Origin of the sequence: Rhizobium sp. 11_C7_N12_5 (genome assembly GCF_051811145.1) — a bacterium.
In the GTDB taxonomy this organism is placed as follows: domain Bacteria; phylum Pseudomonadota; class Alphaproteobacteria; order Rhizobiales; family Rhizobiaceae; genus Rhizobium; species Rhizobium lusitanum.
Genome location: NZ_JBPWPY010000002.1, coordinates 467,205 through 492,553 on the forward strand (window position 1 = coordinate 467,205; position 25,349 = coordinate 492,553).

The window sequence follows — 25,349 nt, forward strand, 5'->3', positions numbered from 1 at the left end:
GTCAGGCAACCTCGCGCGCAAGGGCGCGTCCACCCATCAGCAGGCCGATCTGGTCGATGTCGGTCCTGTCGTTGTCGACTATTCCCATGATCCTGCCTTCGTAGAGCACGGCGATGCGGTCGGAGAGATTGAGGAGTTCTTCCAGTTCCTCCGAGATCAGCACGATCCCTGCGCCGGCATCGCGTAGCTCCACGATGTAGCGCAGCATCGTGTTGATGGCGCCGACGTCGAGGCCGCGGCTTGGATAGGCAGCGATCAGAACCTTGTTGGCGATACGCATCTCACGTCGGGCGACGAGGCGCTGCTGGTTGCCGCCGGAAAGATTGCGGACCGGCATGTTGAAGTCGGGAATGGTCACATCCGCAGCCGCCGCAATCTCCTTGGCAAGTGCGGTCGCTCCGCCCGGACGATAGACCGCGCCGGCTGATACCGGCGACTTCTTGTACTCGCGCATCACGGCGTTGACGGTTATGCTGAGCGCAGGGGCAAGGCCGCTATGCAGCCTGTCTTCCGGTATATGGCCGATGCCATTGTCAGCGAAAACAGCCGCATTGCTGTGCTCGACTGGACGCCCATCGATAAGGATGCGCCCGTTGCCGATCTGCCGCATGCCTGATAGCACCTGGCTCAATTCGCGCTGGCCGTTTCCGGCGACACCGGCAATGCCGAGGATTTCCCCGGCATGAACCGCAAGCGAAACATCATGCAGCGCCTCGGTACCGGCGTCATTCTGTGCAGATACGCTTTCCAGGCTCAGCACGGGTTTCGCAGAGATCGGCGCGGCGCCGGCGGCGCGCTGGCGCATGTCGGCAAGCACGATATCGCGGCCGACCATCAGCTTGGCAAGCATGCGGGCATTGCAATCGGCCGTCCTTTCGGTCGCGACCTTGCGTCCGCCGCGCAGAACGCTGATGCGATCGGAAATCTCCATGACCTCATCAAGCTTGTGGCTGATGAAGATGATGGCGTTGCCATGGGAGACGAATTCGCGCAGTGCCCTGAAGAGTTCGCGGGCTTCTGCCGGCGTCAGCACGGCGGTCGGCTCGTCGAGAATGAGAACACGCGCCTGACGCGCGAGCACTCTCAGGATCTCGACACGCTGCTGCTCACCCGTCGAAAGATCGCTGATGCGCGCGCCGGGGCGGGTTTGAAGATTGAATTTTTCCGCGAGGGATGCCGTGCGCGCTTCCAGCACCTGTGCGGAGGCGCGCCGCGGCGTCTCCGACCAGCCGAGATGGATGTTCTCGGCGACGGTGAAGGCCTGCACCAGCTTGAAATGCTGATGCACCATGCCGATGCCGGCGGCGATCGCCTGAAGGGGCGTCGCAAAATGCTTGGCATAGCCATCGATGATGATCTCGCCGGCGTCGGGCTGATAGATGCCGGTGAGGATGTTCATCAGCGTCGATTTGCCGGCGCCGTTTTCGCCAAGCAGCGCATGGATCTCGCCGGGTAAAACCTCGAGATCGACATTCTCGTTGGCGATGACGCCTGGAAAATACTTGGCGATGCCCTTGAGCTGGACCAGTGGCGGTGTGCCCGCGGGAGCGGAAAAGGGTGTCGCTGTTTCGGTCATCAAATGCATACCAGACAGTCATGGGATAGGCCTCGGCCGCAGATCGGCCGAGGCGTAATTCGCAATTGGCTTGTTCAGACGCTGAGCCCGGTAACGCCCTCGACGGACCAATCCCAATTATAGAGGTCGTTATCGGTCATCGTCTGCCCGGCGGCGATGCGGACCTTGCCGGTCGAATCCTTGATTTCACCGGCAAAGGGCGACCAGCCGCCGACGATCTTGTCACGCACCGCATCGGCAGCAGCGGCAACATCGGCCGGAACCTTTTCGCCCCATTTGTCGCGGTCGACGCCGGAACCCATGGCAAAGAGCGTATTGGTCGGAGTCCAGGTGCCGGCTAGCCGCTTGCCGACCTGATCGACATAATACTTGCTGAAATCGATGAGGACGGACGAGACGTAGGAGTTCGGGCCGTAGCGGCGGATGTCGGTGTTCCACATGGCCGCCCAGACGCCGCGTTTTTCGGCGACCTGCAGATAGCCGGCTTCGTCCATGATGCCGAAGAGGAAATCGCAGCCATTGTCGATCAGCGCCGTGCCGGCCTGCGTTGCCGCCTGCGGATCAAACCAGGAATTGATGGCTATGGTCTGCAGCGTCGCATTCGGATTGACCGAGCGCGCGCCCATCAGAAAGGCGTTGGTCGAGGCAAACACCGAGGCGACCGGGAAGGAGGCGACATAGCCGAGCTTGCCGGACTTCGACAGATGACCGGCGGCAACGCCGATGACGTAGGTCGGATACCAATGGGCCAGATAGTACCAGCCGAGATTATCCATATCGACGCGGCCGTCGCATTCGAGGAAGGCGACGGCGGGTGCCTGCTTGACGACGGCATGCAGGAAGTCGCCGTTCGAGGAGGTATCGAAAATGATGTTGGCGCCTTCGTTGACGAACTGACGATAGGTGCGGGTCGCATCGGCGGAGTAGGGGATGTTTTCGACTTCGAGGATCTTTTTCAGCTTCGGATAGGCCGCCTTTACCGCGAGCAGGCCCTGGTGATGCGCCCAAGTCCAGCCTTCGTCCGAAATCGGGCCGACATGACCGAAGCCGACGACCGCATCTTCTTCCTTGATCGCCGGGAAAGAGGCTGCGGCATAGGCCTGGCCGGCAAGGCCTGCAGGCAGCATCAAGGACGCCGCACCAGCGGCGCTCATATTTAAAAATCCGCGACGGGAAAGCGAACGCAAGTCGATCATGGGACCCCTCTTTTGATTAGGTGCGCAACGGCGCCCGGGTGTAATCGACGCAACAATTATGCCAGTTGCCGCGCGGTGATCTGTCCGATGTCTGTTGGTCGATATCGATCCGCTCCGCAAAGCCTCTTGAATTTCAAAAGGCAGCGCGGCTAGAATGCCTAAAACTGAAGCATGTTTATTTTTTATGCAAAGTGGGCATTTTTGATGCGTAATGTGGGCATGGATAGAACGAGCGGACTGTCTGCGGCATGATCGAGGCGGCGCGTTTTGTCTTTCGGGGGCGGATGGTGTGCGACAGTTTCGTCGAGTTTGCCCGGCATCGTGCGCGCCGGCTGGATCTGGACATCGAGGTCGGGGCCTGCGATGCGCGATCCGCGACGCTTGCCGTAAGGGGCCAGAATGATCTTGTCGACGCATTCGAAATGGCCTGCAGCCTCGGGCCCTACGATTGCGTTATTCTCGATATCGAGCGGAGTGGCTTATGAAACTGGAAGCAGGATGGGTGCCGGTGGCGCTTTCGGCGTCGATCGAGGCTGGAACCTCGGCCGGCGCCGTGGTCGATGGCAGCGAGATCGTCGTCTGGCGCGACAATAGCGGCAAGGCTCATGTCTGGGAGGATCGCTGTCCGCATCGCGGTATGCGCATGAGCTTCGGTTTCGTTCGCGGCGATCACATCGCCTGCCTCTATCACGGCTGGCAGTACGATACCGCCGGGCAATGTCGTTATATCCCGGCGCATCCGACCCTTGATGTGCCGCAGACCATCAAGGTGCCGACCTATGCGGCCGAGGAGAAATACGGGATCGTCTGGGCGACGGCCGCGCGGGAGGCTGCGCTGCCTGACATCGACGGCGTAACCGAGGTGACCCCGGTGCGCAGCCTCTATATCGAACGCTGCCCGGACGATGTCGCTGCTGCATTGCCCAGGAGCGGCTTCAGCGACCTGGGCGCCAATCTCGGCCTGCTCGAGGTGGGCGATGATCGCTTACTGGTGGCGCTGCAAAACATCTCGCCGAACAAGACCGCCCTGCATATCGTTATTGCCGGTGCGCCTGCCGTGCATGCCGGCGCCAAGCAGAAGCACTATGCTGTCTGGGCCGAGAGGTTGCGTTTCGACCTCGAGCAGAAAGCGGAGGTCGCCTGATGGCCGGCATCACGCTCTATAATTACGAGATGGACGAGGGAAGCTATCGCGTCCGCCTGCTGCTTTCGATGCTGAAGCTCACCTATACGACGGTCGCCGTCGATATGTTTCCCGGGCACGAAGAGACGAAGCCGGCCATGCTGGCGCTCAATCCCCTGGGAACGATGCCTGTCCTGAGCGACGGCGACCTCGTGCTGCATGGCACTGAGGCTATCCTTGCCTATCTCGCCAAGGCCTACGATCCCTCGCGCCTCTGGCTGCCGGAGGATGCGCCCGCCTTCGGCGCGACTGTGACGTGGCTGCATTTTTCGGCGACAGCACTTGCGGCCGCCGTGGCCGCACGGCTGAAATCCCTGTTCGATACGCCGGGCGATGAAACAGCCCTTTATGTCGGCGCGCGCAAGGCCTTCCGCATCATGGACGACCACATGACGCTGCGCCAGTTCGATGGCCGCGAATGGTTCGTCGGCGACGGCCCGACGCTTGCGGATCTGACGTTGTTTCCATCCTTCGCGCTCAGCCGCGACTATGGTATCGATCACGACGACTATCCGGCCCTGCGCCGTTGGGTGCGGCGTTTCCGTGCCATCGAAGGCTTCCGCACCATGCCGGGCATACCCGATTATCACTGATCTCGAATTGGATATCCGATGACGCTCACACGTTTTTCCGTCAAGCCGCTTTCGACCATGACGCGTACGCTTGCCGATGTTGCCTCGGCCCGCCGCGAGCCCGATCTGGTGATCGAGGGTACGCGCGTATTGTCGACCTATTCGGAGCGCATCCTGCCTGACAAGGAAATCTGGGTTGCGGGCGGCCGTATCGCCGCCGTCAAGCCGGCCGGCAGTTACCGGGGCAGCGGCGCCAAGCTCTATGACGCCAGGGGAGGGATCATCGCGCCCGGCCTGGTCGATCCGCATATCCATATCGAGTCCAGCATGGTGACGGCCTGCGCCTATGCCGAGGCCGCTCTCTTGAACGGGACGACGACCATCTTCTGCGACAGCCATGAGATCGGCAATGTGATGGATGTCGCCGGTGTCGAGGCGATGCTGGAGGATGCACGCCATGCGCCCCTGTCGATCTTCCTGACGGTGCCGAGCACGGTGCCTGCGACCTCGCCGCAGCTGGAGACGGCGGGCGGCGATCTGACACCGCAAAAGATCGCCGATCTCTTCGACAAATGGCCGGAAGCCTTGGCGCTCGGCGAAAAGATGGATTTCGTGCAGGTGGCGATGGGCGACGAGCGCAGCCATGCGATCCTGGCGGCGGCGCTCGAGCGAGGACGGCCGGTCTCGGGTCATGTCTATGGCCGCGAATTCGTCGCCGCCTATGCGGCATCCGGCGTGACGGATACGCACGAAGCCATCGACCGGGAAATCGCCGACGACCTGCTGGAGGCCGGCATCTGGCTGTTCCTGCGCGGCGGTCCGCCGACAACGCCCTGGCACAGCCTGCCGCATGCCATCAAGACCATCACCGAGCTCGGCGCGTCGCATAAGCGCATCGCCGTCTGCACCGACGACCGCGATGCCGAAGACCTTCTGCTCTTCGGTCTCGATTGGGTAACGCGAGAGGCCGTCAAGGCCGGCATGACGCCAGAGCAGGCCTGGGCGATGGGCTCCCTGCACGGCGCGACCCGCTTCGGCATGGAAAGCGAAATCGGCGGTCTCGGCGGCGGCCGCCGCGCCGATCTGGTGCTGTTGACCGATGACCTGAAGCCGGTCAGCACCTGGTATGGCGGGGAGCTGGTGGTCGAAGACCGCAAGATCACCCCGGTTCTTGATGCGGCGCTGTCCAATCCCTACCGCTATCCGGAAGCGGCCTATCACACGGTGAAGCTGCCGAAGGCGCTGAAGCTGACGCCGGAGCTGCCGACCGGAGCGGTGATCGCCCACACGATCAAGACCGAGTTGCCGGGCATCACGCTCGGGCATGTCACGGTCGAGCTCGAGCCGGCAAACGACTGGCAGACGCATTTCGACCGTCACGGGCTCTGCTTCGTCACGGTGGTCGAGCGTCACGGCAAGTCCTCGGGCAACGTGGCCCATGGTCTCCTGAACAGCTTTGGCCTGAAGAAGGGGGCGGTTGCCTCCTCCGTCGGCCATGACAGCCACAATATCATCATCGCCGGCACCAACGAGGCGGATATGAAGGTCGCTCTCGATGCGATCGAGGCCGTGCAGGGCGGCGTCTGCGTCGTCATGGACGGCAAGGTAACGGCGATGGTGCCGCTGCCGATCGCCGGGCTGCTCTCCGACAAGCGCGTGCATGAGGTTGCGGAAGAGGTGAAGGCGCTGAAGGTCGAATGGGAGAAGGCCGGCTGCACCATCGCCTATATGGGCTTCAACCTCATCCCCCTTTCCGTCATTCCGGAAATCCGCATCACCGACAAGGGCCTCGTTCTTGTGCCGGAAATGGTGATCGAGCCGTTGTTCGAGCCGGCATGACACATCAATTAGGTGTTGCCATCTAGCCATCGGATGCCATCTTGATGGCTAGATAAGAGGGGGCTTATATTGGTGGGATAGGAGACCAATATGGCTGAACCTCAACTATCTGTTCGTAGCGCCAAGGCACGGGACCTCGCTCATCGGCTTGCCCGGCGCGAGAACCGCACCATTGCCGATATCGTCGAACGCGCGCTGGAATCCTACGAAATTCGCGAGGCCGGCCGTGAACCCGCATCGTCTTTTTATGCTCGTATGGCTATGAGCGATGGCGAGGATATCGATCTGGAGGCCGTCATCCGCGAAGGACGGCAAGCTAATCACGGAATAGATCTGTGATATTTCTCGATACCAATGTCGTCTCGGAAGCGTTCCGAAAGCTGCCTGATGCGGCTGTGATCTCGTGGCTTGGTCGGTATGATGCGGAGGTTGCGCTCTCAACCGCGGTTATCGGCGAAATCGCCTTCGGTATTCAGAAGATCTTACCGGATCAACGTGCGGCACGGCTGGCGCAACGATTGTCCGAATGGCGCCGCCGGTTTGCCGATCGGCTTTTCGGCCTCACCGAAGAGGCTGCGTTGGTTTATGGAGAGATCATAGGAGTCGCGAAACGACAAGGGCGGCCGATGTCGACGGCGGATGGCATGATCGCTGCCATAGCGCGCGTAAATGGCGGACGCCTGGCGACTCGCAATTTATCTGAATTTGAGACTGCAGGCCTTGAACTGATATCGCCGTGGGAATTCTAGTATCGCGCCAAGTTCAATAACCCCTCGCGATCATCTCAGCTGCCTTCGAGCCAATCGCCATGGCAGGTGCATTGGTATTGCCCGAGGGGATAAAAGGAATGATCGAGCAATCGATGACCCTGAGACCTTCGATGCCGCGCACGCGCAGCGTTCCGTCGACCACTGACATCGGATCGCTCTCTGGCCCCATGCGCAGGCTGCCGGAGGGATGGTAGTTGGTCTTGACCGTCTGGCCGGCGAATTTGGCCAGCGACTCTTCGTCCTGTAGCGCCCGTCCGGGCAGGATCTCATCTGATATCTTCGATTTGAACGGTTCGGTTTCCAATAGCTGACGGGCGACCTTCAGCGAGGCGAGCGTCAGCCGCAGATCGTCGGGATCGCCGAAGAAATTGCAGTCGACCAAGGGCTGATCCGCCGGATCGGCCGAGCGCAGCCTGACGCTGCCGCGCGCTTTCGGCCGCAGCAGACACGAGGTGAAGGTGACGCCGTAGGTCGGCTTTGCCGAGGAGACATCGCGGTCGAGATAGACGATCGGCGCGCAGTAGAGCTGGATCGTCGGCCGTTCGCCGCCATCGGGGTCGTAGAACAGGCAGGATTCGATGCCCGTCGTCGTGACCGGGCCGGAGTTGAACAGGAGATATTGCAGGCCGTTGCGCAACATCGGCCAGCCCTTGTCCTCGCCGAAATAACCGGATTTGCCCTTGGTGGTGGCAATGACCGGGACCTCGTGATGATCCTGCAGATTGGCGCCGACGCCTGGAAGATCACGCACGACGTCGATACCATGGTTGCGGAGGTGATCGGCCGGTCCGATGCCGGAGAGCATCATCAGCTTGGCGCTGTTATAGGTGCCGGCTGCGAGGAGAACTTCGCGGGCGGCCCTGACCGTGTGCGTTTGGCCATTCTGCGTGTAACTGACGCCAGTCGCGCGGCCGCTTTCGATGACGATGCGATCGACGCGGGCGTCGGTGACGATATCCAGCCGCTCATCGCCGGCAAGCGGATCGAGGAAGGCCTTCTTGGCATCGGAACGTTCCGTCTTGCCGCCCCATAATCCATAGGTGTGCTGCATGATGCCGACGCCGTTTTGCCTGGCGCCGTTGAAATCCGGATTGTAGGGATGGCCGAGGCCCTGGGCTGCGAGCAGGAAATCCTGGGTCGTATCGCACGTATAACCGGGTTCAGAGACGCGTAGGTTGCCGGCAATACCGTGATAGTCGTCGTTGAAGCGGGTATTGCCCTCGATGCCTTTGAAATGCGGCAGCATGTCCGCATAGGACCATTCCGTACCGTTACCGAGATGGGCGGCCCAGTGGTCGTAGTCTTCCTTTTGGCCGCGCATGTAGACCATGGCGTTGACGGCACTGCCGCCGCCGAGCGCCTTGGCGACGGGAACGATCGGGCCGCGTCCGCCAAGCTGCGGCTGGGCGACCGTATGATGCATTTCGAGGAAATCGTCGCGGGCGAGATATTTCATGTAGCCGGCGGGAAAGGCCATCAGCTTGGCAGTGTTGCGCGGGCCGCGTTCGATGATGAGCACGGAGAAGCCGAAATCGCGTATAAGCCGCATGGCTGCGACGCAGGCAGCCGAACCGCCGCCGGCAATGATGAAATCATATGTCTTCGCCATAAGACCCTTCCGGCTTGATATCGCGCATCGTCCTGGACAGGACAGGCGCACGGCATGAAATCTCCATCAGCAACTTTCCTCAAATCATCCTTGTTCGTCAAATGATTAGCGTGCCGATGCGATGGAAATATGCGGCTTAGCGAAGTCGCCCGCCCTGCTTGTCGAAATAGCGCCGCCGCTCGGATGGGCAGCGCAGATAGAGCGTATCGCCGCGCTCGATATCAGGCCCATCACGATATTCGGCGATCAGTGATTGGCCATCTTCCGTCTGGCAATAGAGATAGCGGGTGCCGCCCAGATATTCGGTGACGTCGACCGTGACCCGTACGGCATCCTCCCGATCGGATGCCACGATCAAATGTTCCGGGCGCATGCCGAGCAGCAGGCTTTCGCCGGGAGCCGGCCTGTGCTGTGCGAGATCGACCTTGATGTTGCCGTTGCCGACCTTCGCCATCCCTTCGCCAGACCATATGGCTTCGATCATGTTCATGCGTGGCGAACCGATGAAGCCGGCGACGAAGCTGTTGGCGGGATCCTCATAGATCTCGCGCGGACTGCCCACCTGTTCGATCCGGCCGTCCTTCAAGACGACGATCTTGTCGGCGAGCGTCATGGCCTCGGTCTGATCGTGGGTAACATAGATCATCGTATTGCCGAGCTCGCGGTGCAGCCGGGCAATCTCGATGCGCATGGATACCCGAAGTTCGGCATCGAGATTGGACAGCGGTTCATCGAACAGGAAGACCTCCGGCTTGCGCACGATCGCCCGGCCAATGGCGACGCGCTGGCGCTGGCCGCCCGAGAGCTGGCCCGGACGTCGATCGAGCAGATGGTCGATCTTGAGGATCGCGGCGGCGGAGCCCACCCGCTGTTCGATCTCGGCCGCATCGGCCCGGGCCATTTTCAGCCCGAAACCGAGATTGTCGCGCACGCTCATATGCGGATAGAGCGCGTAGGACTGGAAAACCATGGCGATGCCGCGCTCGGAGGGATCGAGATCGGTGACATCGCGACCCTTGATGGCGATCTCGCCGTCGGTGACTTCCTCCAGCCCGGCAATCATCCGCAGCAGGGTGGACTTGCCGCAGCCGGACGGTCCGACGAAGACCACGAAGGCGCCCTCCGGCACATCGAGATCGATGCCGTGAATGACCTCCAGCCCGCCGAAGCTCTTGCGGACGCCGGTGAGCCTCATGCCGTTCTTTGTCATGTCAGGCCCCATGGCTCTGACCGGCGCGGATCCAGACCAGCATTTCGCCCGGCTCACGATTGTCCCAGAGATGATAGGGAACGAAGCGCGCAGTGGCGGCGCGGCTCTTCGGCGGTGTCGTCCGATAAAGATCCGATCCCCAGTCAGCCTCATCACGCGTGACCGGAATATCGAGCGCAACGGCGCCTTCGAGGGCGGCGATTTCCGCCGTCTTTGCGGATGCCGGATCGCCGGCGAGCGAAATGCCGTTGAGATCGTGACCGTTATCCGTGGTCTCGACGCAATAGACGAGCGGGCCGCGCATCAGGGCAGCGCGCCCGGCATCCTGGCGAACCCTCGGATTGGCGAACAGGGTACGCGGGATCAGCGGAATGTTGAGGTCGACCTTGTCGCCCGCCTGCCATTCGCGTTCGATACGGGCATAGCCGTCGATGGTAACGGCCGGGAGATCGACGGACTTGCCGTTGACGGCAAGCGTTGCGCCTTCGGCCCACTCCGGTATGCGTAGCGACAGTGCGAAATCTGCGTTGCGATCGGGGTTGACCTCGAAATGGATGGCCCCATCCCAAGGATAGCGCGTCGTCTGGACAAGCGTCGCTGTCACGCCGCTCGCCAGCGGCACGCGGGCCTTGCTCTCGCCATAGAGATGCACTGCGATCTCGTTGTCTGCGGCGGCATACATGTAGGAGCCGACCGAAGCGAGCAGGCGGGCGATGTTGGGCGGGCAGCAGGGGCAATGATGCCAGGTCCAGCGGTGATGCTTGCCGGCGCTCTCCAGCGGGTTTTCATAGAAGAAGGTCTTGCCGTCGAGCGACAATCCGGCCATCGCGCCGTTATAGAGCGCCTGCTCCATGATGTCTGCATAGCGGCGGTTCGGGCCGCGCCCGAGCATGCGGTTGGCCCAGAAGACGAGGCCGACAGAGGCGCAGGTCTCGGCATAGGCGCTCTCGTTCGGCAGGTCGTAATAGTCGGTAAAGCCTTCGTTGGCGGCGGCCGGGCCGATGCCGCCGGTGACATACATCTGCTTGGTCGTCAGATCGTCCCACAGCGTTTCCAGCGCCGAGGTCAGCGTGTCGTCGTTATACTCCGTGGCGATATCGGCCATGCCGGAATAGAGATACATGGCGCGCACGGCATGCCCCACAACCTTGGTCTGGTTGCGGACCGGCTGATGGGCCTGATTGTACTCATAGGTCTTCTGTACGAATTTCTTGGGGTCGCGCCCGTCGCGCAGCGCTTCCTCGGTGAAGAAATGCGGTTCCTGACCGCGCTCGTCGATGAAGTATTTGGCAAGATCGAGATACTTCTTCTCAGCCGTAACGCGGGCGAGCTTGACGAGCGCGAGCTCCACCTCCTCATGGCCGCAATAACCGCGAAGCTGCCCTTCGCCGTGGCCGAAGACCGTGAGCATGTAGTCGGCAAAGCGGCTCATGATGTCGAGCAGCTTGCGCTTGCCCGTCGCCTGATAATAGGCGACGGCCGCTTCGATCAGATGGCCGGCGCAATAGAGCTCGTGATGATCGCGCAGATTGGTCCAGCGGCGACCGGGCTGGACGCGCTGGAACCAGGCATTCAGATAGCCGTCCTCGTCCTGCATCTTGCCATACATGTCGATGATGGCGTCCGCGCGCGCCTCCAGTTCCGGATTGGGCTGGCGGTAGAGCGAATAGGCGATGGTCTCGATCGATTTGCCGAGATCGCTGTCCCAGAACATCTGCGTCGAGCCCGACCATGTCTGTAAGGGAATGATGATGCCCGGGCTCGGCTGGTCGACATCGATAGCGCGGATCATGCCGGCCTCGACGCAGCGGTCGAGCAGGGTGGCTGCGGTCGAATTGCAGATTGCATCCTGGCGCTCACCGAACAGACCGGCGAGCTCGACATTCGGAACGGGCAGGGGGCGGAACTGGCGGCTTTGCTTGTCTGACATGGCTTTCATCCATTTGTTTGAAGGGGTCATTTCACCGCGCCGGCCATCAGGCCGCGCATGTAGTAGCGTTGCAGAAGCAGGAAGACGATGACGCAGGGGATGGTCATGACAGCGATGCCGGCCTGGACCGCCCCCCAATTGACGGCGCCGAGGCGCCCGGTTCTGACGGCGATCATCAGCACCGGCAGGGTGAATTTCTCGTTGCTGGAGAGAAGGATCAGCGCTGCCAGGAACTCGTTCCAGGCATTCAGGAAGGCGAAGATCGCAACCGTTGCCACACCAGGCAGCACCAGCGGAAACAGCACGCGGAAGAGAAGCCTGAGGTCGCGCGCGCCGTCGATGCGGGCTGCCTCTTCGATTTCCTTGGGCACCGCGTCAAAGGCGTTGCGCATCATGAAGACCGAGAAGGGCAGTTGCAGCGTCACGTAGACCAGCGTCAGCCCGATCAGCGAATTGTTGAGGCCAAGCTTCGCCAGGATGATGAAAAGCGGCGTCAGGATCGACTGAAAGGGGATCATCAGCGTTGCGATGACCAATATGAACAGCGCACCCTTGAAGGGGAATTGATAGCGCGAGAAGCCGTAGCCGGCGAGCAGGCTGACGATGACGGTCAGCAGCACCGTGCCGAGCGAGACGAAGAGCGAATTCAGCGTGTGCTGCACGATGCCGGCGCCGAAGCCATCGAGCGAACGATAGGCATCGAAGCTGAAGCCCGTCGTCGGCCAGGGTGGCAGCGGCGGAAGGCTCGCCTCGCTACCGTGCCGGAACGAAGACAGGAGCGCGATCGCAAAGGGTGCGAAGAAGAAGATGACGATGATGACGCCGATGCCGTGATAGCCGACACCGCCCCAAAGCTTGCGCCTTGCGCGGCGCTCCTTTGCGCTGATCATGGCCGATCCTCCCCGACGCGCAGCAGCCAGAGCTGGACGATGCTGATCAGCACGAGAATGACGAGCAGTGCGATGGAGAGTGCGGCGCCATAGCCGAGATTGAAGGACACGAAGGACTGGTTGAAAATGTAGTAAACAACGGAAATCATTCGGTTTTGCGGCCCGCCGCTGGTCATGATGTAGAACTGGTCGAAGGCGAGCACCGAGCCGGTGATGGAAATGATCAGCGCGAGCGCGATGGTGCGGCGCATCAGCGGCAGGGTCAGATGCCGGAAGCGCTGCCAGCGTTTTGCGCCATCGATGCGGGCGGCTTCGGTGAGTTCGGAGGGGATTGCCTGCAGGCCGGTGAGAAGGATGATCATGGTGAAACCGGCGATTTTCCAAACGACCATGACGATGATCGTGGCGAAGGCCATGTCGAAGTCGGCCAGCAGGTTCGGCCTCTTGTCGGCCAGACCGAGCGCCAGCGCCACCGGCGCGAAAAAGCCGCTGTCGACATTGGCGAGCCAGACCCAGAGCAGCGAGGCCGTCGCAAGCCCGACAACGACGGGAAGGAAGATGATGGTGCGGTAGAAGCCGACGAAGGGCCGCTGCTTCTCCACATAGAGCGCCAGCGGAAAGGCTATGGCGAAAATCGCGATGGTGACGATGACGGTGTAATAGGCGGTAAACCGTAGCGCCGCCATGAAACGTATGTCGGAGACCATGCGCGTATAGTTGCCGAAGCCGATCCAGCGGGGATTGCCGAGCAGCGGCCAGTTATGCAGGCTCATCCAAACGGTGAAGATGACGGGCAGAATGAAGAAGACGATGACGAGCGCCATGGCCGGCGCGATGTAGAGAAATCCGTGCCAGCCGGCACGCCTTCGCCGCTTGCGAAGCCGCGCGGTTGCTGTAGCTCCAGGACCAGCCATGGAATGCTCCCGATGTTGCGATGGAAGGACCGGGAAGCCCCAAGGCTTCCCGGTGTTCACGCGTTTATGTTACTGGGCGTTGTCGATGATCGACTGCATCTCCGATTGGGCGCTGGAAAAGGCGCCGTCGACGTCGCTTCCGAAGATGGCGGCATTGGTGAAGCCAGCCCAGGGTCCGTTGGCGCTGTTGATCAGATCGTTGAACTGCAGCGTATAGGGCGTCTTGGCGACCGATATGGCCTTGAGGCCCACCTGCATGCGCGGATCGAGGCCTTGTAGCACCTGATCGGCGATATCGCCACGCGTCGGTAGGCTGCCGTACTTCGCCATGATCTTCTGTCCCTCGAGCGAATAGGTGTATTCGAGGAATTTTTTCACCGCATCGAGCTTCTTGGTACCCTTGGAGATGACGAAATTGTCGCCGCCGGCAAAGGAAGACGGCTTGCCGTCGACGCCGGGGATCAGCGTCACGCCGAAATGGATATCGGGATATTGCGTGATCAGCGTGCCGATCGAAAAGGCGCCGATGCTTTGCTGGCCGATCCTGCCGTTGCTGATGCTAAGGAAATTGGCGCCAATGTCGCTGGCGGCTCCCGCCGGCACCAGATCCTTCTTGACCATGTCGCGGTAGATGCCGACCGCCTTGCGCATTTGCGGCGTGTCGAGCGTGGCGGTCTTGCCGTCTGCCGAAAGAATGTCGGCGCCCGCACCCCAGACGAGTGGGGTGAAAGTGAAGATCATGCAGCCGCCACAACCGCCGCCGGAGAAATAGAAGCCGTAGGTATCGCCACCGAGCGCGCGGATCTTTTCGGCATTCTGCTCGATCTCCTCCCAGGTGGCCGGCGCCTTTTCCGGGTCGAGGCCGGCCTTCTTGTAGAGATCCTTGTTCCAGGCGAAGACCGAGGTCTCGACCGACAGCGGCAGGCCGTAGACATGGCCGTCATAGGTGCCGAGCTTCACATGTGAGGGCGAGAGCGAGTTGAAGTAGGGCAGGCTCTTGGCCCAATCAGTGAGGTCCGCGAGCTGGCCTGCGGCGGCAAAGGCCGGCGTATAGATCAGGTCCATCGACAACGCGTCAGGGGCCTGGCCGCCGGCGATGGCGGTTGCGTATTTCTGCACGAGTTCCGAGAACGGCACTTCCGTCAGCGCGACCTTGTCGTCGTGGCCGGCATTATAGGCCTCGACGACCTTCTTGAAGGAATCGCCGATGCCGCTGCGCACCCACATGGAGATGTTTTCGGCGGATGCGGCGGATGCAAGGCATAGGGATATGAGGCCGGTTGCGGCCAGAAAGCGCTTCATCATGTTTCTCCTCCCATGGGGCAACTCCCGTGTGCCCCTTTTCCTCAATTAAAGATTGGGGTCTCCCCCGCACGACTGCCGCACGACGAGTTCGCAGGGCAATGTTCTGATCCCCGGTTCGACGGTGCGTCCCTCCGCCAGCGCCAGAACCGTCAGCCCGGCTTCTCTGCCGAGCGCCTTGAGATTCATGTCGACCGTCGTCAGCGGCGGCCGCGTTTGCGCCGCGACGATCTCCCAATTGTCGAAGCCGACCACCGAGACATCCTCCGGCACCCGCACGCTGCGCTCGCGCAGCGCATCCACGACCGCGCGGGCGATCTGGTCGTTGCCGCAAAAAATACCATCCGGCTTTGCGCCGGCTGTGCTCCACAGTTGCTCCACCGCCTCATGTCCCCACGCCTCCGACCAGGAGCCGTACATGACCGGCAGCGTGTCGCCGGCAAGCTCGCGATAGGCCCGGGCACGCTCGCGCACCGAGACGAAGCTCTCCGGGCCGGTCACATGGGCGATCCGGTGGCGGCCAAGACCCTTCAGCCACTCGACGGCAAGGGCCGCGCCCTGAAAGTCATCGGCGCAGAAGGTGACGCTATCGGGCGCACCCTCGGTAAAGGCATAGACGACGGGCACGGGCAGGTTGGAAAGATCCACCGGCAGGCGGCGGTCGATCCGCTTCCCCGAGGCGATGATGCCGTCGACGTGCTTGTCCAGCATGGCGTCCACATGAACCTTTCCGAGCGCCGGATCGTCCTCGATCGTGCAGAGGAAGACCGAAACTCCGTGATCGACGAGCGCTTCCGTGATGCCGGCCATAACAGGCAGCGTGAAGCGGCCATATGTATCGTTGGTCAGAAGACCGATCGTGAAGGTGCGATTGCTGAGCAGTCCCTTTGCCAATGCGTTCGGGCGAAAGCCGATCTCGGCGGCGATGCGTTTGACCCGCTCGCGAGTGTCGTCACCCATGCGACCGGTATTGTTCAGGGCTTTCGATGCCGTGGAAATGCTCACGCCCGCAGCCGCTGCAACATCGTGAATCGTTGCCCGGCCGCCTCTCGCACGCTGGTTTTCCAGATGTTTTCTCCCGTTCGATTTTTCATGAGAAAAGCTTTTCTCACTATGAGAGTCAAGATGAGAAAAGCTTTTCTCAAATATTTTTGAGCGCACCGGTTCATGGCGCTCGAGGCGCAAGAAGAGCGCGTGGCGGCGATTGCGCCGGGGCGAGTTTGGGAGGGTTTACGATCGAAGGCAGATCAATAAAAAAGGCGGCAGCCAACCCTCGGCAAGGGTTCGACTGCCGCATGCATCAAGGTTACGAAAGACGTTATCCGATGGTCATCAGGCTTGCATTGCCGCCGGCTGCGGCGGTGTTGATCGAGGTCGTCACTTCTTCCAATAGCCAGTTCAGGCAATAAGCGTCCGTGCTGTTGGCGATTTCCTCGCTCGAGGCGCCCTGCGTCAGCACCAGCGGGCCGGGCAGTGTGGCGATGGTCTTGACGGCCTGTGCGATGCGCTCGGCATTACCTTCGATGAGCGCGCCGGCGAAAGGTCCGTCCGCAGCCCAGTCCTTTGTCCAGGAGATGCGGCTTGTGACGGCGGCCGGCAGGTTCTGAAGCTCGTCCTGCAGGCCGGATAAAGCGTCGATGGCGATCGAATTGCCAGTCGCAAGCGCGGCAGCGATCTGGACATGCAGGCCAAGTGCGGTCTGGGGAATAAGCAGGATCCTGCCGCGGGGATGCAGCGCATAGAGGTTCAATTCGCCGACGGGGCCTGTCAGCTCGGCGTTGAAGCCCAATGATGATTGGCCGGCGACGGCGCGCGCCTGCTTTGCTGCTCCCTTGCTCTCAAGCCAGGCGAGAAATTCCAGGGCGGCCGGATCGACTTGTACAGTGGCGTCGCGCAAGGGTTCTGTCGAAGAGGCGACGAGCCTGCGCAGATACATAGGTCCACCCGCTTTCGGGCCTGTGCCGGAAAGGCCGCGGCCGCCAAAGGGCTGGACGCCGACAACGGCGCCGATGATGTTGCGGTTGACATAGAGATTGCCCGCCCGCACGCGCCCGGTGACATGGGCGATCATGTCGTCGAGCCGCGTATGCAGGCCGAAAGTCAGGCCGTAGCCGGATGCATTGACATCGTCGATCAGCTTGTCGAGCCCCTTGCGCTTGTAGCGAATGATGTGGAGGACAGGTCCGAACACCTCTTTCTTGAGGTCGCTCAGCTTCTTCAGCTCGATGATCGTCGGGGCGACGAATGTGCCCTTGTCGGCACTTGCGGGAAGGTCGAGTTGCTCGACGGCGCAGCCGAGCTTGCGCATGCGTTCGATATGTTCATCGATGCCGCGCTTGGCGCTGTCGTCGATGACAGGGCCGATATCGATGGCGAGCCTGTCGGTTCGGCCAACGGACAGTTCGCGAAGCGCGCCTCGCAGCATGGTCAGCGTGCGATCTGCGATTTCCTCCTGCAGGCACAGCACGCGCAGAGCCGAGCAGCGCTGTCCGGCGCTGTCGAAGGCAGAAGCGATCACATCGCCGACCACCTGTTCGGCGAGCGCCGAGGAGTCGACGATCATGCCGTTCTGGCCACCGGTCTCGGCGATCAGCGGGATCGGCTTGTTGAATTTCGACAGCCGTTCGGAAAGCTGCGCCTGAATGAGCCGGGCGACTTCAGTCGAACCGGTGAACATGACGCCGGCAGTCTCCGGCGCACCGACGAGAGCCGAGCCCATCCTGCCGCTGCCCGGCGCGAATTGAAGAACGTCGTGCGGAATACCGGCTTCGTGCAGGATGCGAATACCCTGGGCGGCAATCAGCGGTGTATTGCCGGCCGGCTTGGCGACGACCGGGTTGCCGGCGACCAGTGCAGCAGCAACCTGGCCGGTGAAGATCGCCAGCGGGAAGTTCCAGGGGCTGATGCAGACGACCGGACCGAGCGGGACGCTGTCGGGCTTCAACACCTCGCGCGCTTGCGCGGCATAATAGCGAAGGAAGTCGATGGCTTCCCGGACTTCGCCGACGGCGTTCGCAGCCGACTTGCCCGCCTCGCGGATCGCCAAGCCTACAAGCAACGGCATCTCGCCTTGCATCAGCTCGGCGGCACGCTCCAGCATCGTTGCCCGCGCATCCGGGCTGACGGCGGCCCATGAGGCAGCAGCGCCGGCTGCAAGGCGCATCACCTCGGCCGCGTCCTCAGGATTAAGCTCGGCAACCTGACCGACGATATCGGAATGGTCGGCGGGGTTGAGGATTGGGCGCTTCTCGCCGCGTTCAGAGCCATCAGCGAGCGACGGCTTTGCAATCCATTCCCTGGCAGCGGAGGAGTGCAGTTCAATAGACAGATCGGAAAGCGCCGCTTCGTTTGAAAGATCTATGCCGACAGAATTCTTTCGAGCACCGTCAAACAGGTCGGCGGGCAGGGCGATCTTGTCGTGCTGGGCGCCCATGATGGGCATTGCGCGCACGCGTTCGACAGGATCGGCGATCAGTTCGGAGACGGGAACGGCGGGATCGGCGATCTTGTTGACGAAGGAGGAGTTGGCGCCGTTTTCCAGCAGGCGCCGGACAAGGTAGGCGAGCAGCGTTTCATGCGTGCCGACGGGCGCGTAGATCCGGCACGGGCGGCCGAGGTTTTCGGCGCCGACCACTTCCTCATAGAGCGGTTCACCCATGCCATGCAGGCATTGGAACTCATATTTGCCGACGGAGAAATCGTTTCCGGCCATCTGATAGATCGTCGCCAGCGTCTGCGCATTGTGCGTGGCGAATTGCGGGAAGACTACATCGGTTGCCGCGAGCAGCTTCTTGGCGCAGGCGATGTAGGAGACGTCGGTGTAGACCTTGCGGGTGTAGACCGGGAAGCCTTCGAGGCCATCCAGCTGGGCACGCTTGATCTCGGCGTCCCAATAGGCGCCCTTGACGAGGCGGACCATCAGCCGATGGCCTGAGCGGCGGGCGAGATCGATGATGAAATCGAGGACGAAGGGGCAGCGCTTGCCATAGGCCTGCACGACGAAGCCCATTCCATCCCAGCCAGCAAGATCGGGATCAAGGCAAAGCGCCTCCAGCAGATCGAGCGATAGCTCCAGCCGGTCGGCCTCTTCGGCATCGATATTCAAGCCGATATTGTATCGCTTGGAGAGGAGGGCGAGCGCTTTCACCTTCGGCAGCAGCTCGCCCATGACCCTGTCGGCCTGCGAGCGCGAATAGCGGGGATGCAGGGCTGAAAGCTTGATGGAGATGCCCGGCCCTTCGTAAATGCCGCGGCCGGCCGAAGCCTTGCCGATCGCATGGATCGCGGTTTCATAGTCGCGATAATAGCGCTCGGCATCGGCATGCGTCGTCGCGGCCTCACCGAGCATGTCGTAGGAGTAGCGGAAGCCCTTCGCCTCCAGCGTGCGGGCGCGCCGCAGCGCCTCGTCGATCGTTTCGCCGGTGACGAATTGCTCGCCCATCATACGCATGGCCATGTCGACGCCGCGCCGGATGACAGGCTCGCCGCAGCGCGCGATCAGCCGCGTCAGCGATGCCGACAGCCCGCCGTCGTTGACTGTCGACGTAAGCTTGCCGGTCACCACCAGGCCCCAGGTCGCGGCATTGACGAAAATGGAGCGACCGCCGCCCAGATGCGACTTCCAGTTACCCCCGGCAATCTTGTCGCGGATCAGGGCGTCACGCGTCGCGGTATCGGGAATGCGCAACAGCGCCTCGGCAAGGCACATCAGCGCCACGCCTTCCTGGCTCGATAGCGAATATTCATGCACCAGGCCTTCGACGCCATCGCCCTTGTGCTTGGCGCGGAGCGCTTCGATCAGTGTCCTCGCCGTCTTCTTCGCAGCCTCGCGGACGGGCTCCGGCAGAGTGGCAGCCTCGACCAGCATAGGGAGGCATTCGGTTTCCGGGCGGCGGTAGGCGGCCGTGATCGCCTTTCGAAGCGGGCTTTGCTGCTGGATAGGGGGTGCGAACTGCGCGAATGGGGCGGCGTCTGGCGATGGTTCTTCGGCGGCGAGTGTGGCAGTGACAGTCATGATAACCTCAAGGTGCAAGGGTCCCGGTAGCCTGGCAGGCGCGAGCAATTTCGCCTTCTGCAGCTCTCCCGTTGCTTCGATGCAAACATACTTCATTCTGGAAAGGCGTTCCGCCTTGAAACTGCGGCTTTCTAGTCATATTGGACTTCAATAGCCCGTATTTCAAATAGGAATGCCTACAAAAATGATAAAATCCAGTGAAATAGACCAGTTCGATCAAAAGATTCTCGATGCACTGGTCGAAGACGGCCGCATGTCGATCACCGAGCTTTCCGAGCGGGTCGGTCTTTCCAAGACCCCTTGCCAGGCACGACTGAAGAAACTGATCGATTCCGGCTATATCGATGGCTTCAAGGCGGTGCTCAATCCAATCAAGCTCGGCCTCGACCATGTCGCCTTTGCCGAAGTGAAGCTGACGGATACGCGCGAGCAAGCTTTGCTCAGCTTCAACAATGCAGTCAAGAAGATCAAGGAAATCGAGGAGTGCCATATGATCGCCGGCCGCTTCGATTATCTTCTGAAAGTGCGGACATCAGATATTCGTCGCTACCGTATCGTCTTGGGCGAGAAGATTTCCAGCCTGCCTTTCGTGGCGAGCACATCGACCAATGTGGTGATGCAGTCGGTCAAGGAAAACTGGTCGTAGTTCGCACCGCAATTCCGCTGCTTGCCGCGCTGCGATCCTGCCTCATCCATCGCAACCATCTCGCCGGCTAAACAAGGATCTAGATTTCGCCACTCGAATCGGATCATTGCGAAGGGCTAAAATTAGTAAGGTGGAGTATGCATGGAAATGAATGCAAGCGACCGCGACCTCATTGAGGTCATGAAGCGGTACTTTGCGGTGAAGGCCGAAGTGGAGGAAGTAAAGTCCCGCCTGGAGGCTGCAAGACGGGACAGCGGCGAGGAGATCGGCGCATTTTACAATCCGCGCACCAATATCGACCACGCCGCCGATATCATCCGTTCGCATGCCCTCAAGCAGGAATTGGCCCGTCTGATGGATTGGGCCGAGGGCTGGGGGCGTCGGAGCTTGACGACGAACGAGGCCTGACGGCCGATTTGGTCGTCAGGCCCAATGATGATCAGATCGGACCTTCTCAGCCATCCGATTTCAGTTTGCCCGCCGTCGCCCAGGATTCCTTCGAAATCTCGGTAATGATGATTTCCACCGATTCCGGCGGGCAAACGAGCGTTTCGACGACGACCTTGGTCGCTTCGCGAACGAAGGCACGCTTCTGGTCCTGTGTGCGTCCGGGATGCATTTCCAAGCGCAAGATGGGCATGACGGCTCCTTGATAGAAGATAGCCTGAGATTAGGCATCTCCGACTATCTTGCAAAACCAGAAATCGATAAATACGCTGCCATTCGCTTCATTCCGAACCTATAGGTATGTAATCGTGGATAAGTTGGCTGGTATGGCGATGTTCGTCAGGGTCGTCGAGCATGGGAGCTTCGCAGCTGCGGCGGAGACCAGCCAGGTATCGGCCACCATGGTCGCCAAGCATATCAGGACGATCGAACAGCGCCTCGGCGCACGATTGCTCCATCGCACCACGCGCCGCCACCAGCTGACCGAGGTCGGCAAGCTCTATTATGAGCGATGCAAGACGGTGTTGACGGAGGTCGATCTGGCCGAGGCATCGGCGTCGGAATTGCAATCGGCGCCGCGTGGCCGGTTGCGGCTCGTCGCGCCGGTCAGTTTCGGGACCCAAAGTCTCGTCCCGGCTCTCGTCGAGTACCTGCGTCAGAATCTTGAAGTCAGCGTCGATCTGGCGCTCGACAACAACCCTCATGATTTGATCGGCGAGGGCTATGAACTTGGCATTCATATCGGAGCCCTGACGAATACCAATCTGGTCGCACGCCCGCTAAAACCCTATCGCCGGATTCTCGCGGCATCGCCCGACTATCTCGACCGCTGCGGCAGGCCGGAAAGGCCCGAGGAGCTCGCCAACCATATGTGCCTTGGCCATTCCTATTGGCGCACCCAAGGTCGATGGCATTTGGTCGGTCCCGGGGGCGAAACGCGCGAGATCGCTACCAGCAGCAGGTTCACCACGAACCAGGGGGCGGCTCTCCGCATCGCCGCCCTGCATGGCGCCGGTATCGCCCTGCAGCCGGAGCTGCTCCTGGCAGCCGATCTCGATGCGGGCAGGCTGGAGCCTGTGCTGCCGCAATGGTCGTACAAGCCGACACCGATGCATCTGGTCTATGCGCCGGATCGCCGTCCCACCGCGATGTTGCGGAGCGCGATCGATTTCCTTGTGGCCCGCTTTGGCTGAAGCCGAAGCCCTCTTTCGGCGGCCGCGAATCTATGATCAGATCTGATCATGGACTATGGGAGAAGATGGGGGAGACGTGGCGAAAGTTACGCTGAAGGATGTGGCTGCCGCTGCCGGTGTCGGTGCTGCCACGGTGGAGCGAGCGCTGAACGGGCGCGGCAATGTGCTGCCTGAGACGGCGGAGAAAATATTCATTGCAGCCAAACGGCTTGGCTATCGCACACCGCCTGCCGGCACAAGGCACGGGCTGGTGCGCATCGAAGTTGTGCTGCTTCGGCCGGAAACCTATTTCTACTCCAGGCTCAATCGCGCCTTCGAACGCATCGCCGCCTTGCTCGACAAGGATATTCTCATCCAGCGGACCTTTGCGCGTGAAAATGACCCAGCCGATTTTTCACGCCATATCGCCACCCCGCAAGCCCGCCGTTCGGCGCTCATCGTCGTCGCGCCCGATCACCCCGATGTGGTCGGCAGCGTCCGCAAGGCGGCCGCCGGCGGCATCCCTGTCGTGCAGATCATGACGCGGCCGGCACCGGAACTTGCCTATGTCGGCATCGACAACGAGGCGGCCGGACGCACCGCCGCCTTTTATATGGCGCGCATGCAGGCCGGGTGCGCGGGCACCTTCGTCGCCCTCTGTCACAGCGGGGCCTACGAGAACCACAAGGCGCGCATCCGCGGCTTTTCCGACTATCTGCTTGCGAATGCGAACCCATCCCATTGCTTTGCCGAAGTCATGTTCGACGAGGATGACGAGATGAAGACGATGGAACTGTTGTCCAGCGCCCTCGATCGCTATCCCGATATTGCCGGTCTTTACAGCGCCGGCGGCGACAACGCCGCAATCGCGACGGTTCTTCGCCGCCGCCGTAAGCAATCGGTCTTCTGGGTCGGCCATGAACTTTCGGATGCGACGCGCGGCTACCTGAAGGAAGGCTTGATGACGATCGTTCTCGATCAGGCCCCGGAAGTGCAGGCGCGCCGCGCCATCGACCTGACGTTGAAGCGCCTCGGCCTGATCGATACCGATATCGATGCCGAGCCGGTACGCTTTCTGACCGTCACGGCGGAAAGCCTTTGAAACGGCAAGGGCGCCTCGTCGATCGCTTCGCTGCCCCGTTGTGCACGAGCCTCAGGTGCCCTGACTGTTTCGGGATGTCGGGCTTACTGCAATGAGCCAGTCGCGAAAGATTTCTGCTTCAGCGGAAAGGCGGTTGGCTTCGATGAGCCAATAGGATTTGTCCATGTCCGAAGGTGTGTCGAAGAGCGTGACGAGTGTTCCATTGGCCAGCTCGTCGGTAATCAGCGCGGTCGGGCAGAGGCCGATGCCCTGCCCACCGATAACCGATCCGATCATCAGGCTGAAATCGGCAAAGATTGGTCCGGGTTTCGGAGGCGCGCGGATACCGGCAAGCGCGAACCAGCGCGCCCAGGAGCTTGTGGTTTCGTCATGCAGAAGGTCCGCGTCGATCAGGTCGGTTGGTGCCGTGATTGGCCCATGACGAAGCTCGAACTCTGCCGAGCAGGTCGGCCGCGTCTCGCCGCTCAATAGCGCGATAGCGGCCGCTCCTGGTCTCGTCCCGTGGCGGATCAGCAGATCGACGCTTGCAGCCTCCGGCGTCATTGCATCAAGCGCATAGACGATGTTGATGCGAATATCCGGATGCTCTCTCCTGAATGCCGGCAATTGCGGGATCAGCCAGCGGGTGGCGACGGACGCGATGCAGGCGACGCTGACCGGCCGGTCATGGGCCTCGAGCTTCAATTGCCTGGCGGCGATATCGATATGTCCAAGGCCGTTTGCCACCGCCGCTCCGAATTCGCGGCCCGCTGCCGTCAGCGTCACGCCGCGGGCATGACGCATGAACAGCGAAACGCCGAGCCAGTTCTCCATCGACCGCACATGCTGGCTGACGCCGGCCGCCGTCAGATTGAGCTCTGCGGCCGCCTTGACGAAACTCTCATGACGCACGGCCGCCTCTAAGGCGCGAAGGGAGGCGAGAGGGATATGACGCATAGGTTATGGCTAAGTAAAACTTAGCCAGAGCGCAAGGACAATCGACGTTGTGCAATGGGCTGATCTCGCTAGAGTGCAGCCGAAACCGTTGCCTCGCTCGCGGAATGAAGCAGGTAGGTGAATCGGTAAAGGATGAAGGATTGTGATGCACAGGACTATCGACATGCCCGCTCCCTCCGACGCCGAAGAACGGCGCAGCAAGCCGCCGGTTGTCGTCTATCCGAATGAAACGCTGCCGCCGGCCGGTCTGGATGTGCTGCATGCCGCAAGGCGAAGCATGAGCAAGATCGCGGAAATCATCGTGCCGCCGCGCGAAGCCGGCAGCTTCCGCGTGCCGAAAGGGCATTTCTTTCGCATCGTCAGCACGGAGGGTTCGCAGGTCGGCGACCTCAATCTCTGGAACGCCGCCGACCTCTCCGAACGCTTCTTCAGCGGCAAGACCCGCGCGCTTCATGCCACGCATGTCGGCGTCGGCGACCGGCTGTGGAGCACTCTGCCCTATCTGCGGCCGATGGCGACGATCACCTATGACACGCTCGGCTGGTATGGCTGGGACGCCGATGGCGCCGGCATCCACGATGTCATCGGCACGCGCTGCGATCCCTATACCAACCGTCTGCTGAAAGGCGACGACTATCACCACTGCTGCCATTCAAACCTGTCGCGAGCGCTCGCCTCTGAAATGAACATTCCTGTCCGCGAGGCGGAGGCCCATGTCCATGACGTGCTGAACGTCTTCATGTGCACGGGCTTTACGCGCGACACGCACCAATATTTTATGAAGGCGAGCCCGGTGCGTCCTGGCGATTTCATTGAATTCTTTGCGGAGATCGATCTTCTCGGCGCACTATCGGCGTGTCCGGGCGGCGATTGCGGCAGCGGCCATTCGAGCGATTTGGCGCCGTGTTATCCGCTTCGCGTGGAAATCTGGCAGCCGGAACCGGAAAGTCTTGCCGGCCGCGCCTTTCCCGAGCGCAGCCCCTATCCGGGAACACATGGCCTTTAGGTCTGCAAACGGCTTGCGTCCGTAAGGCTATAGAA

General features: G+C 61.4%; 23 protein-coding genes. 11 read left to right on the forward strand and 12 right to left on the reverse strand.

Translation table 11 applies throughout. From position 1 onward, the window contains the following. Position 1: 1 nt before the first annotated feature. The gene (locus AB8B29_RS21300) at positions 2–1,576 is read right to left on the reverse strand and encodes an ABC transporter ATP-binding protein (protein WP_037193151.1); all 1,575 of its coding nucleotides are present in this window, start codon (positions 1,574–1,576) and stop codon (positions 2–4) included. Positions 1,577–1,650: 74 nt separating this feature from the next. After that, entirely contained in the window at positions 1,651–2,772 is a 1,122-nt protein-coding gene (locus AB8B29_RS21305) for a BMP family ABC transporter substrate-binding protein (RefSeq protein ID WP_037192293.1), read from the reverse strand. Positions 2,773–3,020: 248 nt separating this feature from the next. Between AB8B29_RS21305 and AB8B29_RS21310 the strand changes: the two genes are divergently transcribed. The 6 genes from AB8B29_RS21310 to AB8B29_RS21335 all read left to right on the forward strand — a co-directional run bounded on the left by AB8B29_RS21310 (position 3,021) and on the right by AB8B29_RS21335 (position 7,115). Then, complete coding sequence (locus AB8B29_RS21310) at positions 3,021–3,257, forward strand: hypothetical protein (RefSeq protein ID WP_234903846.1); 237 nt, start codon at positions 3,021–3,023, stop codon at positions 3,255–3,257. Continuing rightward, entirely contained in the window at positions 3,254–3,916 is a 663-nt protein-coding gene (locus AB8B29_RS21315) for a Rieske 2Fe-2S domain-containing protein (RefSeq protein WP_037192292.1), read from the forward strand. Before AB8B29_RS21310 ends, AB8B29_RS21315 begins: the two co-directional genes overlap by 4 nt. Then, complete coding sequence (locus tag AB8B29_RS21320; protein ID WP_037192290.1) at positions 3,916–4,548, forward strand: glutathione S-transferase family protein; 633 nt, start codon at positions 3,916–3,918, stop codon at positions 4,546–4,548. Before AB8B29_RS21315 ends, AB8B29_RS21320 begins: the two co-directional genes overlap by 1 nt. 18 nt (positions 4,549–4,566) lie before the next feature. Then, positions 4,567–6,366 carry an adenine deaminase gene (locus AB8B29_RS21325; protein WP_037192289.1) on the forward strand — a complete coding sequence of 600 codons (1,800 nt, stop codon included), beginning with the start codon at positions 4,567–4,569 and terminating at the stop codon, positions 6,364–6,366. 90 nt (positions 6,367–6,456) lie between these two features. Then, a complete protein-coding gene (locus tag AB8B29_RS21330) occupies positions 6,457–6,705 on the forward strand; it encodes a hypothetical protein (protein ID WP_037192288.1) in 249 nt (82 codons plus the stop codon). Next, the gene (locus AB8B29_RS21335) at positions 6,702–7,115 is read left to right on the forward strand and encodes a type II toxin-antitoxin system VapC family toxin (protein ID WP_037192287.1); all 414 of its coding nucleotides are present in this window, start codon (positions 6,702–6,704) and stop codon (positions 7,113–7,115) included. Before AB8B29_RS21330 ends, AB8B29_RS21335 begins: the two co-directional genes overlap by 4 nt. 13 nt (positions 7,116–7,128) lie before the next feature. On the opposite strand, the gene AB8B29_RS21340 is transcribed toward AB8B29_RS21335, so the two are convergent. From AB8B29_RS21340 to putA, 8 genes are all read right to left on the reverse strand, one after another. Next, positions 7,129–8,745: a GMC family oxidoreductase gene (locus AB8B29_RS21340; RefSeq protein WP_037192286.1), complete on the reverse strand. Its 1,617-nt coding sequence runs from the start codon at positions 8,743–8,745 to the stop codon at positions 7,129–7,131. A gap of 136 nt (positions 8,746–8,881) precedes the next feature. After that, complete coding sequence (locus tag AB8B29_RS21345; protein WP_037192285.1) at positions 8,882–9,967, reverse strand: ABC transporter ATP-binding protein; 1,086 nt, start codon at positions 9,965–9,967, stop codon at positions 8,882–8,884. Beyond that, on the reverse strand, positions 9,957–11,885 hold the full coding sequence (locus tag AB8B29_RS21350) for a glycoside hydrolase family 127 protein (protein ID WP_037192284.1): 1,929 nt from the start codon (positions 11,883–11,885) through the stop codon (positions 9,957–9,959). The genes AB8B29_RS21345 and AB8B29_RS21350 overlap by 11 nt, the downstream gene beginning before the upstream one ends. 26 nt (positions 11,886–11,911) lie before the next feature. After that, entirely contained in the window at positions 11,912–12,775 is an 864-nt protein-coding gene (locus AB8B29_RS21355; RefSeq protein ID WP_037192282.1) for a carbohydrate ABC transporter permease, read from the reverse strand. Then, entirely contained in the window at positions 12,772–13,689 is a 918-nt protein-coding gene (locus AB8B29_RS21360) for a carbohydrate ABC transporter permease (RefSeq protein WP_037192280.1), read from the reverse strand. Before AB8B29_RS21360 ends, AB8B29_RS21355 begins: the two co-directional genes overlap by 4 nt. Before the next feature lie 69 nt (positions 13,690–13,758). Continuing rightward, complete coding sequence (locus AB8B29_RS21365; protein WP_037192278.1) at positions 13,759–14,994, reverse strand: ABC transporter substrate-binding protein; 1,236 nt, start codon at positions 14,992–14,994, stop codon at positions 13,759–13,761. Positions 14,995–15,039: 45 nt separating this feature from the next. Continuing rightward, positions 15,040–16,059 (reverse strand): LacI family DNA-binding transcriptional regulator, encoded by a 1,020-nt coding sequence (locus AB8B29_RS21370; protein ID WP_051963328.1) that lies wholly within the window; start codon positions 16,057–16,059, stop codon positions 15,040–15,042. Positions 16,060–16,309: 250 nt separating this feature from the next. Further along, the gene (gene putA, locus AB8B29_RS21375) at positions 16,310–20,005 is read right to left on the reverse strand and encodes a trifunctional transcriptional regulator/proline dehydrogenase/L-glutamate gamma-semialdehyde dehydrogenase (protein ID WP_092573625.1); all 3,696 of its coding nucleotides are present in this window, start codon (positions 20,003–20,005) and stop codon (positions 16,310–16,312) included. 184 nt (positions 20,006–20,189) lie between these two features. Here putA and AB8B29_RS21380 point away from each other — a divergent pair, with 184 nt between their 5' ends. Together AB8B29_RS21380 and AB8B29_RS21385 are read left to right on the forward strand one after the other, a co-directional pair. Continuing rightward, a complete protein-coding gene (locus AB8B29_RS21380; RefSeq protein WP_034506732.1) occupies positions 20,190–20,651 on the forward strand; it encodes an Lrp/AsnC family transcriptional regulator in 462 nt (153 codons plus the stop codon). Positions 20,652–20,792: 141 nt separating this feature from the next. After that, positions 20,793–21,059 (forward strand): hypothetical protein, encoded by a 267-nt coding sequence (locus AB8B29_RS21385; RefSeq protein WP_037192275.1) that lies wholly within the window; start codon positions 20,793–20,795, stop codon positions 21,057–21,059. A gap of 46 nt (positions 21,060–21,105) precedes the next feature. Here AB8B29_RS21385 and AB8B29_RS21390 read toward each other — a convergent pair whose 3' ends face one another. Further along, entirely contained in the window at positions 21,106–21,291 is a 186-nt protein-coding gene (locus AB8B29_RS21390; protein WP_037192273.1) for a 4-oxalocrotonate tautomerase, read from the reverse strand. A gap of 115 nt (positions 21,292–21,406) precedes the next feature. Here AB8B29_RS21390 and AB8B29_RS21395 point away from each other — a divergent pair, with 115 nt between their 5' ends. After that, a complete protein-coding gene (locus AB8B29_RS21395; protein WP_037193143.1) occupies positions 21,407–22,291 on the forward strand; it encodes a LysR family transcriptional regulator in 885 nt (294 codons plus the stop codon). A gap of 55 nt (positions 22,292–22,346) precedes the next feature. Further along, positions 22,347–23,372 carry a LacI family DNA-binding transcriptional regulator gene (locus AB8B29_RS21400; RefSeq protein ID WP_197072726.1) on the forward strand — a complete coding sequence of 342 codons (1,026 nt, stop codon included), beginning with the start codon at positions 22,347–22,349 and terminating at the stop codon, positions 23,370–23,372. 51 nt (positions 23,373–23,423) lie between these two features. Here the strand turns inward: AB8B29_RS21400 and AB8B29_RS21405 are convergent, their stop codons facing one another. Continuing rightward, complete coding sequence (locus AB8B29_RS21405) at positions 23,424–24,308, reverse strand: LysR substrate-binding domain-containing protein (protein WP_037192269.1); 885 nt, start codon at positions 24,306–24,308, stop codon at positions 23,424–23,426. 163 nt (positions 24,309–24,471) lie between these two features. Between AB8B29_RS21405 and AB8B29_RS21410 the strand changes: the two genes are divergently transcribed. Beyond that, the gene (locus tag AB8B29_RS21410) at positions 24,472–25,314 is read left to right on the forward strand and encodes an urea carboxylase-associated family protein (RefSeq protein WP_439006709.1); all 843 of its coding nucleotides are present in this window, start codon (positions 24,472–24,474) and stop codon (positions 25,312–25,314) included. The last annotated feature ends 35 nt before the right edge of the window (positions 25,315–25,349 follow it).